This window comes from Streptococcus jiangjianxini (assembly GCF_040225085.1).
GTDB lineage: Bacteria > Bacillota > Bacilli > Lactobacillales > Streptococcaceae > Streptococcus > Streptococcus jiangjianxini.
Map to the genome: position 1 here is coordinate 1 of NZ_JBEHGL010000030.1, position 13028 is coordinate 13028.

Annotated in this window: 15 protein-coding genes; 3 read left to right on the forward strand and 12 right to left on the reverse strand. The window is 33.3% G+C overall.

Going from position 1 to position 13028, the window contains the following annotated elements:
- The 3 genes from ABP870_RS10000 to ABP870_RS10010 all read left to right on the forward strand — a co-directional run.
- A partial coding sequence (locus ABP870_RS10000; protein WP_350015235.1) for an IS3 family transposase occupies positions 1-575 on the forward strand: 575 nt, incomplete at its 5' end.
- A 264-nt stretch (positions 576-839) separates the two neighbouring features.
- Positions 840-1538 (forward strand): response regulator transcription factor, encoded by a 699-nt coding sequence (locus tag ABP870_RS10005; protein ID WP_350015236.1) that lies wholly within the window; start codon positions 840-842, stop codon positions 1536-1538.
- Positions 1539-1548: 10 nt separating this feature from the next.
- Positions 1549-2916, forward strand: coding sequence for a sensor histidine kinase (locus ABP870_RS10010; RefSeq protein WP_350015237.1), 1368 nt, complete (start codon positions 1549-1551; stop codon positions 2914-2916).
- Between the two features lie 98 nt (positions 2917-3014).
- On the opposite strand, the gene ABP870_RS10015 is transcribed toward ABP870_RS10010, so the two are convergent.
- From ABP870_RS10015 to ABP870_RS10070, 12 genes are all read right to left on the reverse strand, one after another.
- Positions 3015-4880, reverse strand: a complete 1866-nt coding sequence (locus ABP870_RS10015; protein ID WP_350015238.1) for an SAG1250 family conjugative relaxase — start codon at positions 4878-4880, stop codon at positions 3015-3017.
- On the reverse strand, positions 4867-5232 hold the full coding sequence (locus ABP870_RS10020; RefSeq protein ID WP_350015239.1) for a MobC family plasmid mobilization relaxosome protein: 366 nt from the start codon (positions 5230-5232) through the stop codon (positions 4867-4869). The genes ABP870_RS10015 and ABP870_RS10020 overlap by 14 nt, the downstream gene beginning before the upstream one ends.
- Before the next feature lie 9 nt (positions 5233-5241).
- Positions 5242-5601, reverse strand: a complete 360-nt coding sequence (locus ABP870_RS10025) for an SAG1252 family conjugative relaxosome accessory protein (RefSeq protein ID WP_350015240.1) — start codon at positions 5599-5601, stop codon at positions 5242-5244.
- Positions 5602-5977: 376 nt separating this feature from the next.
- The gene (locus ABP870_RS10030) at positions 5978-6832 is read right to left on the reverse strand and encodes an acyltransferase (RefSeq protein WP_350015241.1); all 855 of its coding nucleotides are present in this window, start codon (positions 6830-6832) and stop codon (positions 5978-5980) included.
- A gap of 6 nt (positions 6833-6838) precedes the next feature.
- Positions 6839-7303 (reverse strand): Mov34/MPN/PAD-1 family protein, encoded by a 465-nt coding sequence (locus ABP870_RS10035; RefSeq protein WP_052506922.1) that lies wholly within the window; start codon positions 7301-7303, stop codon positions 6839-6841.
- Positions 7281-9047: a ThiF family adenylyltransferase gene (locus ABP870_RS10040; RefSeq protein WP_350015242.1), complete on the reverse strand. Its 1767-nt coding sequence runs from the start codon at positions 9045-9047 to the stop codon at positions 7281-7283. Before ABP870_RS10040 ends, ABP870_RS10035 begins: the two co-directional genes overlap by 23 nt.
- Positions 9048-9055: 8 nt before the next feature.
- Positions 9056-10078, reverse strand: coding sequence for a cyclic GMP-AMP synthase DncV-like nucleotidyltransferase (locus tag ABP870_RS10045; RefSeq protein ID WP_350015243.1), 1023 nt, complete (start codon positions 10076-10078; stop codon positions 9056-9058).
- A 106-nt stretch (positions 10079-10184) separates the two neighbouring features.
- Entirely contained in the window at positions 10185-10481 is a 297-nt protein-coding gene (locus ABP870_RS10050) for a hypothetical protein (protein WP_350015244.1), read from the reverse strand.
- Positions 10482-10530: 49 nt separating this feature from the next.
- Positions 10531-10920 carry a DUF5945 family protein gene (locus tag ABP870_RS10055; protein ID WP_014636614.1) on the reverse strand — a complete coding sequence of 130 codons (390 nt, stop codon included), beginning with the start codon at positions 10918-10920 and terminating at the stop codon, positions 10531-10533.
- Positions 10917-11144: a DUF5965 family protein gene (locus ABP870_RS10060; protein ID WP_350015245.1), complete on the reverse strand. Its 228-nt coding sequence runs from the start codon at positions 11142-11144 to the stop codon at positions 10917-10919. Before ABP870_RS10060 ends, ABP870_RS10055 begins: the two co-directional genes overlap by 4 nt.
- A 53-nt stretch (positions 11145-11197) precedes the next feature.
- On the reverse strand, positions 11198-12274 hold the full coding sequence (locus tag ABP870_RS10065; RefSeq protein WP_350015246.1) for a DNA primase: 1077 nt from the start codon (positions 12272-12274) through the stop codon (positions 11198-11200).
- Positions 12275-12313: 39 nt separating this feature from the next.
- The gene (locus ABP870_RS10070) at positions 12314-12952 is read right to left on the reverse strand and encodes a peptidylprolyl isomerase (RefSeq protein ID WP_350015247.1); all 639 of its coding nucleotides are present in this window, start codon (positions 12950-12952) and stop codon (positions 12314-12316) included.
- Between the last annotated feature and the right edge of the window lie 76 nt (positions 12953-13028).

Genomic DNA, 13028 nt, shown 5'->3' on the forward strand with positions numbered 1-13028 from the left:
ATCTCGTATCTGTTTACCAGCAGACTAGCTTCAAGCCGTGTTCTAAAGGGAAAAATGAAGCACCCATTCCAAATCTCTTAGACAGGCAATTCAACCAAGAAAGACCACTTGAAGCGATTGTAACTGACTTGACTTATGTTCGTGTTGGTAAGCGCTGGGCATATGTTTGCTTGATAATAGACCTCTATAATCGTGAAATCATTGGTCTGTCAGTCGGTTGGCAGAAGACTGCAGAGCTCGTAAAACAAGCTATTCAGAGTATCCCTTATGCACTAACCAAGGTCAATCTTTTCCATTCTGATCGTGGCAAGGAGTTTGATAATCAACTGATTGATGAGGTGTTAGGAGCATTCGGTATCACCCGGTCACTTAGTCAAGCAGGATGTCCTTATGACAATGCCGTAGCTGAGAGCACCTATCGCTCTTTCAAACTGGAGTTTATTAATCAAGAAATCTTTCATTCACTTGAAGAGCTAAATCTTAAAACCAAGGACTACGTCCACTGGTGGAATCATCATCGCATTCACGGCAGTCTCAACTATCAAACACCAATGGCTAGGCGAGTTATCGCTTAACAAAAAACACTTTATAAATTTTGTACAGAAAAGGGTTGCCTTTTCAATTTGTTGATTTCATAGCTATTTCTCCTTGTTTGAAGTAAATCAATATCAAGCATCTTTATCTTGCTACAGTTACATTTTATAAGTACAAGATAAAGAAATATTAAAATTCACCTTAAGAAATCCTAAAGATTTTAGTGGACTTACTTTTTACTTAAAATTTTTGATATACTATAAATATAAATATGGAAAATTCAAATTATTTTACTAGGAGAGCTTATGGATATAGAAACGCCTTTTTTAACTAGAAAAATATTGGTTGTTGATGATGATATTGCGTTAAACAATTCAATAAGGGAGATACTATCAGTTTCTGGTTTCAAAAAAATATATAGTGCATACAGCATCAGTGAAGGAATAGAGTCTTTTATTAATAATTCTATTGATTTGATTATATTAGATGTCATGCTTCCAGATGGGAAAGGATATTTAATATCAAAATACGTAAGAAAAAATTCTGATATTCCAATTCTTTTTCTAACAGCAAAAAATGAACCTGAAGATGAAATTCAAGGGTTACAATCTGGAGGAGATGATTTCGTGACTAAGCCTTTCCTTCCTAAAATTCTCATTTATCGCATAATTTCGCTTCTCCGTCGGTCGTACAAAGAAGACAGTAACATTATTAAATTAGATAATTGCATTATTAATTTAGGAAATGCAATTGTTGAAAAAAATAATGAAAAACTTTCTTTAACCCCAATAGAAATTCAAATCGTTCGGAAATTATATGATAATAAAAACTATATTGTATCTACAGAGGCGATTTGTGATACCGTATGGGGCATTGATAGTTTTGGATATGAAAAGTCTTTAATGGTCCATATCAGAAATATCAGAGAAAAAATCGAACTTAACCCTTCAAAGCCACAATACTTAATTACTGTTAAAGGACTCGGCTATAAACTAATGGTATAGGAGCTTGTACATGTTTAAACTACGTGTAATAACACAATTTATTAGACGTTTTATTGTTTCAATCATAGTCATGTCCATAATAAACGTTTTTATTCTAGGATTTTTTGTTTTTAGTCAAGCAAATCAAACTAATGTGATGGACACAGTGAATAATCTAGTCAAACAACTTGATATCAGTTCTAATTCTGCCAAATTATCTAACTTTGGGAAAAAATTAGCTAATTCTAAAGAGGTATGGATTATGATTTTAGACTCTGATAGTGGCGAGGAAATCTATGAATATAAAAAGCCAAGTGAAGTCCCGTCACAATATAACCTAGCTGACGTTGCTAAGTTTACACGTTATTATTTAAATGATTACCCCGTATTCGTACAAATTGTTAATAATAAGATCCTTGTTTTTGGATTTTCAAAAGATAGAGTTTTTAGATTTCCTTTCGATTATTATGAAAAATCCGACCTTCACAGCTTATTTATTTTAGCTTTTTTTCTACTTGGAATAAATTGTCTGTATCTATTAATTATTTATACCTACAGTACTAGATTAGTCCAACGTAAGATTACTCCTTTAGTTTTAGCAATTAAAAAATTACCAGAAGGGCTAAGTGGTTCTGTTTCAACTCAAGATGAGCTAAAACAATTAACGGAAGCTATAAATATTGCTGACAAAAAACTAAAAGAAGGTGAACTTTTTAAAGAAAATTGGATTTCTGGTATCGCACATGATATAAAAACCCCTCTTTCCGTCATTATTTCAAATGCTTCTCTTATTAGATCTGATACAGTGGATAAAAACCAATTAAGACGTTTACGTTCCATACTTAATGAGAGTTATTATATTCAAAATACTGTAAATGACTTAAATATTTTTGCCAGATTAACTAATAGCCAGTTCACTCTGAAATTAGAATCAGTCAAAATAATTCCATTCTTCAAGGAGATCATTATACAAATAATAAATCAAGAAGTCTGGGAAAATATAAATTTTTCATTTGAATTTAATGATGAACTTCAAAATAGTAAAATCTCAATTGAAAAAAACTTAATTTCACGTGTAGTTCATAATATTATCTATAACTCTATTCTCCATAATCCTGAGGGCTGTAATGTGAATATTAGTCTACACAGAGATAAAGAATTTTTAATAATTACAATTGAGGATGATGGCATCGGCATACCAAATGATAAACTATTATCAATTCATGATAGTAATCAAATCATTGAAGAATTTGACATCTCAGGAATTAGACGACACGGTATGGGATTAAAAATCTCAAAACAAATTATTGAAGTTCATGAGGGAACTTTTAAAGTGGAAAGTAAAGAGAATCAATTCTTTAAAGTTATTATTAATTTACCTCTAGAACATGAGGTATAATTATTAGTAGCCATGGCAGATAAAGTACCATTCTATTTTATATTCGACAATAATTGCAAACGTCACTGAATATCTCACTGATTGATTAACAAAATTGTTTACTCAATAGAGACATTTTCTTGAAATTTTTGGTATATATTCTTGTTGTTATTAAAAATTTTCACAAACCTTTCCAGCCTTCTAGCTAGTCCCTCATACTCATCAAGATAATGATCTAGCTCTTCTTGCAGCAATCTTATTTCGTCAGTTACTTGTTTTACTGTAATTGATTCTGTCAAGTTCAGTTTGGAAAAGTCATACCTTGCTAGTTTTCGACTACTAGGATCCTCACTCTTTAGATTAATAAATACTTCCGCCATCTTGTTTAAGGTAGCGATTTTTTCATTGGTTTGATTCAGTTTGATATCTAGCTCTGCTATTTCTGTGACCAACTCGTCTTTAATATCTTGGTATTTCTTATCTGTCTCTGTTAACTCAATCAAGAGGTTAATCTCAGTAATCTTTTCTTGAAGTCTTTCAACAGTCGGTCGTCTGTATGGTATTGCTCGACTATCGTTGGTTAGCTGTCTAATCAAGGTTCGCCCTTTAATATACTGATTCTTATCCGAGTATTCTTTGTTATAGACAAAGTATGAGGTTGTCTCACGGATATAAACGTTATATTTTTTCTGATTGTCTTCTTCAATAATATCTAGTTGATAGTTGGGAATGAAAATAAGACCGCTCTGCTTTACACCAAAAGACACCTTGATATAAACGCCCTCATCAACTAACTTCTCTATTTGGTGTCCTGCAAGTTCCACTTCAAATTCGTGAACGGCATCTCGTTTTTCCTTAAATGTCTCAAAGGCTTCCTCAATCTCTTCAGTGGATACCTTATCCTTATCTCGTTCTTCTTGAAAAACATGGTACTGTTCCTGTAAATTCACTAATCCTTCTGCATCACCGACTCCCTTATTTTGAAAGTAATCTTGAAAAAAATTGACATCATATAATTTCTTATCACTTATTTTTTTATGACTCAGACTTATCTGCTTTCCATTTTCTTCAAGTATAAAGGTCACATTTTTTTGTTTTAAGTCAATGGTTAGATTCACTTCTTTTGCTTTTAATAGTAGCTCCTCCAATGAATTAACACGGTTCAACAGAAATTCTAATCGACTTTCAATTTCTATCTTGGCAAAATGTGTTCTAAAAAAGCCCTCATCATATAACTCTCGTTTGTTGAGTTGACGTCCTCGGATTGGTTTGGTCATCTCTCTATCGGTCATCATAAAGCGACTATGCTTCTGACTAAAATCAATATGAACGTGTAACTGCTCTGCTTTTTCCAAAAAATCCTCAAGGGACTTTGATTGCTGCATCAAAAAATAAAGACGTTGCTTCAGTTCAAATTTGTGACTAGACTGCCTATATTGCTGATAGTCACGATACGAGTGACGCTTCTCAATAATTTTTGCACCAGACATTTTAGAAATACGGTCTGAAATCATACGAAGGTTTCGTTCTAAGGCATAATTCCATATCAATTTTTTGTCTGAATTACGGTCAACAGAATTGATTAGGATGTGATTATGAACATGATCTTTGTCTGTATGAGTTGCCACGATGAACCGAAAGCGACCTCCAGTCAACTCCTTCATGGTCTCATAACCAATGCGGTTAATTTCTTCAAGGGTCAGATTATCTCCAGGAGAAAATGATTGAATGAGGTGATGGGCATGAATAGTTTGTTGGTGTTTTTCTTGTCGGTCGTTTCTTGATTCGTATAGTTTATCATTGTTGGTAAAGTTAACATTGTACATTTCAACCATTTCTTCATAGTTAGGAAAGTCTAAGTAATTGCTCATGCCAAAATCAGATACCAATTTCAGATTGTCCGTTTTATCTGGGTTGAGAATGTACTTAATCAAACGCCTGCGATATTTTTTACCGTGCGTTGCAAAGTGCTTAGTGACTACCATAAAACTCCTTCAGTCTTTTCACTTCCACTTGAAACTCTCTATCCACTTCCTTAATTAACTCTCCAACTCCTTTACTCAAGTCCTGTAATTGTTCCTGAGAAATCAAATGACTTTGATTGATAGCACGCGCAATTTGATTGATATTATTTCCAATCCGTCTCAATTCAAATACCAACTGTTCATAGGTATCAGTGTTAATCGTGACAAAAGACATACTGGGATTAAGCAAAACTTTTCTAGCATAGACTGAGAAATTTTGACAGTTACTCTTGTCAATACGTTCATTTAATTGGTGTAATTCTGAATCTGTTAGAAATACTTTTTTGAGATTAGTGCGATAACGATAAACCATAGCAACCTCCTATCTCATATACTTTTCACGAAACTCACGACTGAGTGGCTGAGTCTGAGTCACTTCTGCAATCAATTCTTGAACGCAAGTCAATAAGATTGAGACGTGCTCTTGAGTCACTTGGTGATTTTCTCTTGCCACGACTAGAACTTCATGCACATCTCGACTAATCTGTTCAAACTTTTGAGACTGCCAAAGGGAGAACCATTCTTTGGCTGCTAGCTGTTTGTCATCTAACATCAAAATTTTATCTCTGACAAATGGTGAAAAGTGACGATAATTATCAGTCTCCATCATCTTTTCAATCTGTTTTAGCTCATCTGCGGTTAGATTTACCTCTTTTCGAATGTCACGATACTGTTCAGACATCTCTTTTCCTCACTTTCATCCTTTCTCGGGTAAGAACCGACCCCGTGTGTCATACGGGAAATTTCCTAAATCCCTTGTTCGGTCTTTGCGAGCTCAGATATTGTGTCCACAATATCCCAAAAATCATATCGCCAGCTGACTAAAACTCTCCAGTTTTTACAGCTAACGATAAGATAACTTGGTGGCTCCGCCCCCAACCCCCCGGTGAAAAATCAAGGATTGATTTTCTTAGGAATGGTATTAGGATAATAGATGTGATTTGGAAAAGGTATCACATCATCGAAAAACATAAGAAAAAGAGCCAGGTGGCTCTCTAAAAAATAATTGCAATAAAACACTAAGAAGAGTTTTACAATTCTCAACCATTGATTTCCTATTAATTTTCGTATATTACAAATGGAGCTTTATAAATTTTTGTTTCATCCATCTGTATAACTGAGACTTTATCAAAACCTGATCTATCTAATGTTAAAAATGCTTTTCCTACAATTCCTTGTGTATTTAATGGATTTGTTGTCATGAATAGATTAACCTCATTATAGGTGTTAACTATTTTCTGTACCTCTTCTCGAACTGTACTAACTAATAGAGGATTGTTATATCTGTTACCACTATAATTTCTTTGCGATGAAATTTTTACTGTTGTATTTTCCAAATAGTCCGGTGCTAATTTTTCTATAGGAATATCATATGTATCACATACTAATAAATTTACAACTTTATTCTTTTTGTTTTCAATTAAATACTCAACAATAATTTCTCCTTGAAATTCATCATATTGAACAACTGATGATTTAGAGATAAACTCTGAAAAAACTCCATTATTAATAAGTTCAAACTGCATTGGTATTGAGACACCTATAAGTTGTAACTTTCGATAACCTAATAAATTTGCTGCAATCCACAGTCTTTTATAACAGTTATGAAGATATACAGAATGACCATCATTAAATGTTCGTTCAGCATTGTTTTTTCTAAAAATCATCAATAATGAAGTAGATATTAATAAATAAAGAACTATATAAGTAGCGGTAGAATTATCAGGAATTATTTCAAAAATAGCTCTTGTAAAAAAATTAGTATTTGATATTTTTTCAACTTCAACCAGGGTCAAACTCTTCCCAATCAAATAACAAATCAGAATTGGAAATATAAAAATTAATACTAATGGTAAATAAAATTTTTGAGACCAAAAAAAGAATTTCTTAAATAATTTATTTTTTCGATTCATACGTATCTATACATCCTTAAAATAGATTAGAGTGGATTGCCACTTATTTGATTCCCTAAAGTAGAATCTACCAGCCCGAAGTCCAACTATCAAAAAGAATAACCTGTCATCATTATCTGAGATAATTTTTTCCCATGAGTTAATGTCAACACAAGATGCAGTAGGTATATCTTCAGGATGGGTATGCCATTCTCCAATTAAACTTATAAAACCTGAACTTTTACCAAAATAATCATCTGCAAACTTCTGGTGATATGGAGAAGTTTTTGAGAATTTAAATCTACTTCTTACATCATTATCCTGTGGTTCTGAAAAATTTATAATAAGTATCGAATTATTTAAAAGTCTCTTACCAACAAAAATACCACCTGCTTCAGGTTCCAAACCCAATTGCCTAAACTCTAGTAATGAATTAAAAATATCAGATGGTATTACAATTTGATATTTATTATTCAGATTTACATATATCAACTTTATAATCTCCGTTACACTCTGGACAAGATATATTTGTTCTTAAAGAAACATTTAATAAATCACTATTTTTTAAACAATTGTAGTATCGAACACTATATGTAAATCCTTCTTTTCCAAACTGTTTATCTGAACCAATTTCTGATACTAGTCTGTTTTCAGAAGAAAATTCCCCATCCAAGTACTGTAAATATACTTCTATAGCTTTATTTGCCAAAGAACTAGGCGCAATAACATTATAAGGAATAAATGAAGAATAGCAGCTAGCTAGACGCTTTTCAAATATTTGATTTTTCTCTGCAAAAGAGGCTCTATTATTAACAAGTTGCCCATCTTCATAGTTCATACACATATAGCATCCATTATTTTGCGGAGAAACTAGTAGGTTATGATACCCAACTCCATATGGATCTAACCAGCAATACAATACCGTTTTTCCAATCTTTCTGAAAAAATGATTAATTTCAAAATTAGTTTTAGTATCTCCGACACAAGAAAAAACAAAATCATATTCATAAAATAAATTTGGATTCTTCCGAACTATTTCTTGAAATCGGATACCCTCACATTCAATTTCTAAATCAGGATTTTCTTTTTTCAATCTATCTTCTAAAGCGTCTACTTTTTGAATATTATCTATTATACTATCCATACCTAAGTAGTGTCTTGAAATGTTATCGACCGTTAAAAAATCAGGATCTATTAAAAGAAGTTTCTCTATACCCATTTTAGATAAATTGTTTGCAACAAATGATCCTACAGATCCAAGTCCAACAATTACAACTTTTTTATTCAGAAAATCATATTCTTGGGATGTCCTACTCACTCTATACTCCTTGTCGAATCTTGTAATATATACTGGAGTAATATTGAAACTCCCATTTTTTGATTTTTTTGCCTTAGAACCAATTTTTTTTCTATCTTTATTTTTTTGTGGTACCTTATTATCAATTTTAAATGGATATTTGGAAGTTCTAGACTCAAAAAGCGCACCAAACAAAACATAATCATTATCAGATATAGGAAGTGATAAAATTAATATGAATGACTTTCGTTTCGTTTTACACCACTTTTGAAAGCGGCGTCTAACACCCGAAGATAGATTTCCTGTGATCATTTTCTTAAACGTTGCTTCTGTTAGTTCATTCAGGGGATTAGGAGGAATCACAGGATTCGAATCTTTAAGTGGAAGTATGTAAACATCTCTACTTTTTTTAGAATGTGGCGCAACACTCCCTTTGAGTTGTGAACCATAATTAAAAAGATGGAATTTCTGATTCGACAGGACTAATTCATATTTCTCAAATGTACTGACCCTGGATAAGTAACTTCGAATCTCTATATATTTTGTTTTTGACTTCAAACAACTGATATACCAATATGACAGAAACTCTTTCCTGAGCTCTTCGGTCATTTTTGGTGTATCCCAACTATCCAGTAATTCCTTTACTTTTTCACAGCAATCTTTTAATAATCCAAGTGGATTATTAAAGTCCCAAATTAAATTATCTTCTGAAATGTAACACAATTTCCCTTCGGAACCGACATGGCTGTACCATTTATTAAAATCCATAAAATTTGAAAGATAGATTTCAGGAAGTGAATGGGGAAAATCATTAGAAATGATAATTTTTAAGGTAAATTTTTTATATTGATAAAAATAGCATTCCTTATCTTCTAATTTCAGGCTCTCTAAAGGTATTTCGTCAAAGTATATCTGGAATATTTCTTTTTTTTCTAACATACACGCCTCTAAGCACTTGGATAATCACTGATTATAGCCCGAGTTCCAAAGTTTTCTGCTGTCTCTTTTTGTTCAATAATAGGAAAATCATCACCAAACTGTTTACTCAATACTTTTGTAGACTCACTTAAATCAGTAGAATTTATTGCCTCATCTAGTGAGTCTCTTAATTTTTCTAATTTATTCTTAAAGGCTTCCATTTGTATATTTGATACCCTTTCATATACATCAGTATATGGCTTAACCGGTAAATAAACCTCTAATCTCGGATAAAATAAGTTTCTATCAAAATCATATGTATCCGAAAATGAATTAATCATAGTATTTACTAAATTTCTTAAAGCTGAAATATCATCATAAGTAGTGTTTCCTGATAAATAGTCTACTTTTTTGCTTACAGAAAAATTACTGACAGCAAAAACTGAAATTCCAATTCCTGTCGGTCTATTATCTTGATTTTTAAATTTGAGATCTTTCCATCTTTTTAAGTAACGAATTACTCTCCGAAATTGGTTTCTGTCTTCTGAGTTCTCCATAGCATTATTAATTTTTTTCGTTAATTCTACAGGGTCTGCTTCCTCCCATTTAATATTTTCATAATTACTATTAAGTTTTCCTCTGGCTAAAAAATAGTTATCATTTTCAGTACAATACACCGCTATATCAATGTGAACATTATCTTCAGGAAATGATACTGTCACACATGGATTTTTTACTTTGACTCTATTTTCACCAAATTCGGAGACTAGTGCATCAAAAATAAATTTCTTTACTTCTTTAGGAGAATTCGAATGTCTATCAACATCGATTTTTAAACCTCTATCTAAGTCATAATCTCTTTCATCGATTGGCAAAATACCTGTGTAAGTTGAGTAGCTTCCTTGGTTGAAAAAGCTTTTTCCAAATTCTGAAACACCATTGTTAATTACTTCTTCAACCTCTTTACGTTTGTCGATTAAAACCTTTTTATCATCAGCATCTAGCTTAATTGTGTCGTGAAATTTAATAAACTGTGACTGTAAAGTTGGCATGAGTTCCTCCTTAAATTAAGGTCGTTATTTATCTTCATTATATCATGTAATACGACAATTGTTGAATTATTAATTGAATGATAAAAACTTCTCTATAATTAGTCTGTTATTTGTTATTATTGCTCTCTCGCCTACCTTGTCTAAATCTCTCAATGTTTTTTTCGAATTGTTCCATGTTAAGTTTATTTTTCGCTTCTTGGATCGACTTATCAAGACTTTGTTCCTCATCGGTTATAACGCTTTGAGATAATTCAACGTTCCTATCAGGCTTAAAATTTGTATCAAAGACCACATCTAGGAGTTGCTCTACTTTGGTTAGCTCACTATCTGACATCTCTGATAGTCGATGAATCAGTCGTTTAAATTGATCCTGATTCTGTTTTTTCTTTTGAAAAAATTTCATTATCTTCTCCTTCAATTGTAAAAAGGTAGCCCGCATAGGACTACCTGACTTATAAATCATCAATGGCTACTGAAATAGCCTGCAACTTTTTATTTTGGATTTTCTTTTCATCAATCAATTGATGAAGTTCTTCAATTTGCTTTTGACAGGCTGAAATATCCTTGTTATTTTGTGTAATGGTATCTGCCAAGTGTTGTTTATAGTCACTTGTGATATTTACCTTCTTCGGCTGACTTTGTTTAACGGTTGATGCGAGCGTTTGTACATCTTTAGATTCTGACTCCTTTTGTTGCTGTTCAAAAGCAGCCACATAATCTACTTCTTCAATTGGTTTTTCATCCTGTTTATGGAAGAGTGCTGCAATTTTTGCTCGTTCTTCATGGGAAGATGTTGGTTTCACATCATCTAGTGGCTGATCAAAATTCCAAGTTTTACTCATTCTATATCCTCATTTCTGTAATTTAGGTGTAGTGTGGTTTCTTTACCAAAGGCTTGCTCTAGTGCTTCATGAAATGACAACTGACTAGATTGTTGCCGTTTGATAAAGGTGCTATACATTGCAGTTTGTAGTTGGTCTCGATAGTGTTCCAATTTCTCCGTCTCACGTGAGACCCTTTCTTCTTGCCTAGCTACTTTTTCAGCCAGACGTTCAATCACACTCATAGGGTGTCCTCCTTGTCACTTTCTAGATTATGATAGTGGACTTGATTTTGTTATCACAATTCTAAAGCATGCCCCCATTTAGGTGGAGGATAATCTCTAATGACTTTTGTGTGGGCAGACTGGATAAGATCTCTTAAAGATAATTCCTTCTGCCGTTTCACAATATCATTCCAATCTGACTTTGTTTCAAGGCGCTGCAATGGTGGTAAATCTTGAGAAATCGGAAGTCCTTTATCTGACAGTTTCTGACAAAATTCTCTTCCTGCATCATCGTTATCAACAGCCATTGTTATGACGTTTGAATGGTTTTGGAAGAAGGTTGTCGTCTCTTGTATTGCCTGAAGATAATGACTAAGTCTGCTTGGTTTTACTGTATCTAAAAATGCCATTTTTCCCCGTTCCTCTGTTGCTAGACGTAAGGTCTGATAAGCAATCACAGAAAGTTTTAAACCTTCCATTGAAATCAGGCGAACATCGGATAATTGCTTTTTGTAAAGCTGATAATAACTCATCATATCGATAACTGATTCACAAAAAATGAGTCGCTTAGGATTCCCAATATCGAAACTAATACCGACATAGCCATGAGATCCTTTCATGATTTTCTTCAAATAACCACGTTTGTGTCTTTCTTCATTTTTGACGAGACCTTGAAGGCTTGCGGCCTGTAAAACACCATTATGGTCATAGCTTTTAAACACTAAAACTGACTCCGCTTGATAAGTAGCTTGAGCAAGCAATCCTTGTCTGCCAAAGGAATTGATAGTCTGATTACTTAGTCCACGGATGTCTTTCAAGTAAGTACGTGCTTGCTGAAAGGGTTCTTCACGCAAATAATATTGAAATGGTTGATAAACCTCTTCTATTACTTTGGTCTGTTCAAAATCCCCGGTTTCAAGATAAGATACAGCCTCTTTGAAAGAAACACCTGCCACTAACTGAACAAAGTCAATTACATCCCCTTGTAAATCTCTTGAAAACCATTTGAAAGTATTTGTATCGGCAAAAATTCGAAAGGAATCATGGTCTGGGTGTTCATAAATGTGTCCTGATAAACGTCTGAAGGAATAACCCAGACTCTCAGCCACATCTAAAATAGCCTTTTGTTTTACTGCTTTAATTCGTGTCATCTTGTCTCCCTATCAAAAAAAGCAGAAGACTGTCTCCTGCTAGTTGTTCTCGCTTGTTGTAGTTCCTTGGATTGTTGGTATGCTGGAATTGGCTCCATCTATTGCTTCTTTCATGTCCTCAAGTTTCCCATTCCAAATGGTCAACTGATTAACCAGGAGCTTGTCGGAAACTTTGGAGTAGGATAACATAACCGTCTTGGTTTCTGTCTGAGTGGTTCGCTGTTGTTGCTCACTCAAATTAGAAACATAGGTCACTTGATAGGTAACTTCCGCAAGTGCAACATTGCTTTCTGTATTGACATAGATACTGGCTAATTCAAATCGGTAGTCAAGCATATAATCTTTATAAACTTGATTGATCGCTTTATTCTGATTTGCTTCCTCTTCTGAAAATGCTGAGTCCGTCATATAGGGCTTGATACGGTTGTTATTCTCGCCTAGCTTTTCCTTGGTATAGTATTGCGTGAGAAATTCCTTGACCAGTTCATCAGAGAGAACACTTGCCTTTTCTTTTTCTTTCTCTTTAGTCAATAGTTTCTGTGCTTCAGTCCGGATTTGCTTGTTAGTATGATTAGTCACGGATTGAGAACCAATGGTGTATCCCATCATCACCATAAAACTAGTCACAGCTAGACCACCAAGACCAGTCAAAAGCCTCGCTTTCATTTTGTTTAACATCAATAGTGCCTTCTCCTTTTTTCATAAGATAGCACCATCATAACAAGATTGACTTGGAGAAGTTATCACAAGAAAA

Excerpts from the sequence above, each read along its gene's own strand:
- ABP870_RS10005 (WP_350015236.1), top strand. The coding sequence starts at position 840 with ATGGATATAGAAACGCCTTTTTTAACTAGAAAAATATTGGTTGTTGAT.
- ABP870_RS10010 (WP_350015237.1), top strand. The coding sequence starts at position 1,549 with ATGTTTAAACTACGTGTAATAACACAATTTATTAGACGTTTTATTGTT.
- ABP870_RS10015 (WP_350015238.1), bottom strand. The coding sequence starts at position 4,880 with ATGGTAGTCACTAAGCACTTTGCAACGCACGGTAAAAAATATCGCAGG.
- ABP870_RS10020 (WP_350015239.1), bottom strand. The coding sequence starts at position 5,232 with ATGGTTTATCGTTATCGCACTAATCTCAAAAAAGTATTTCTAACAGAT.
- ABP870_RS10025 (WP_350015240.1), bottom strand. The coding sequence starts at position 5,601 with ATGTCTGAACAGTATCGTGACATTCGAAAAGAGGTAAATCTAACCGCA.
- ABP870_RS10030 (WP_350015241.1), bottom strand. The coding sequence starts at position 6,832 with ATGAATCGAAAAAATAAATTATTTAAGAAATTCTTTTTTTGGTCTCAA.
- ABP870_RS10040 (WP_350015242.1), bottom strand. The coding sequence starts at position 9,047 with ATGTTAGAAAAAAAAGAAATATTCCAGATATACTTTGACGAAATACCT.
- ABP870_RS10045 (WP_350015243.1), bottom strand. The coding sequence starts at position 10,078 with ATGCCAACTTTACAGTCACAGTTTATTAAATTTCACGACACAATTAAG.
- ABP870_RS10050 (WP_350015244.1), bottom strand. The coding sequence starts at position 10,481 with ATGAAATTTTTTCAAAAGAAAAAACAGAATCAGGATCAATTTAAACGA.
- ABP870_RS10055 (WP_014636614.1), bottom strand. The coding sequence starts at position 10,920 with ATGAGTAAAACTTGGAATTTTGATCAGCCACTAGATGATGTGAAACCA.
- ABP870_RS10060 (WP_350015245.1), bottom strand. The coding sequence starts at position 11,144 with ATGAGTGTGATTGAACGTCTGGCTGAAAAAGTAGCTAGGCAAGAAGAA.
- ABP870_RS10065 (WP_350015246.1), bottom strand. The coding sequence starts at position 12,274 with ATGACACGAATTAAAGCAGTAAAACAAAAGGCTATTTTAGATGTGGCT.
- ABP870_RS10070 (WP_350015247.1), bottom strand. The coding sequence starts at position 12,952 with ATGTTAAACAAAATGAAAGCGAGGCTTTTGACTGGTCTTGGTGGTCTA.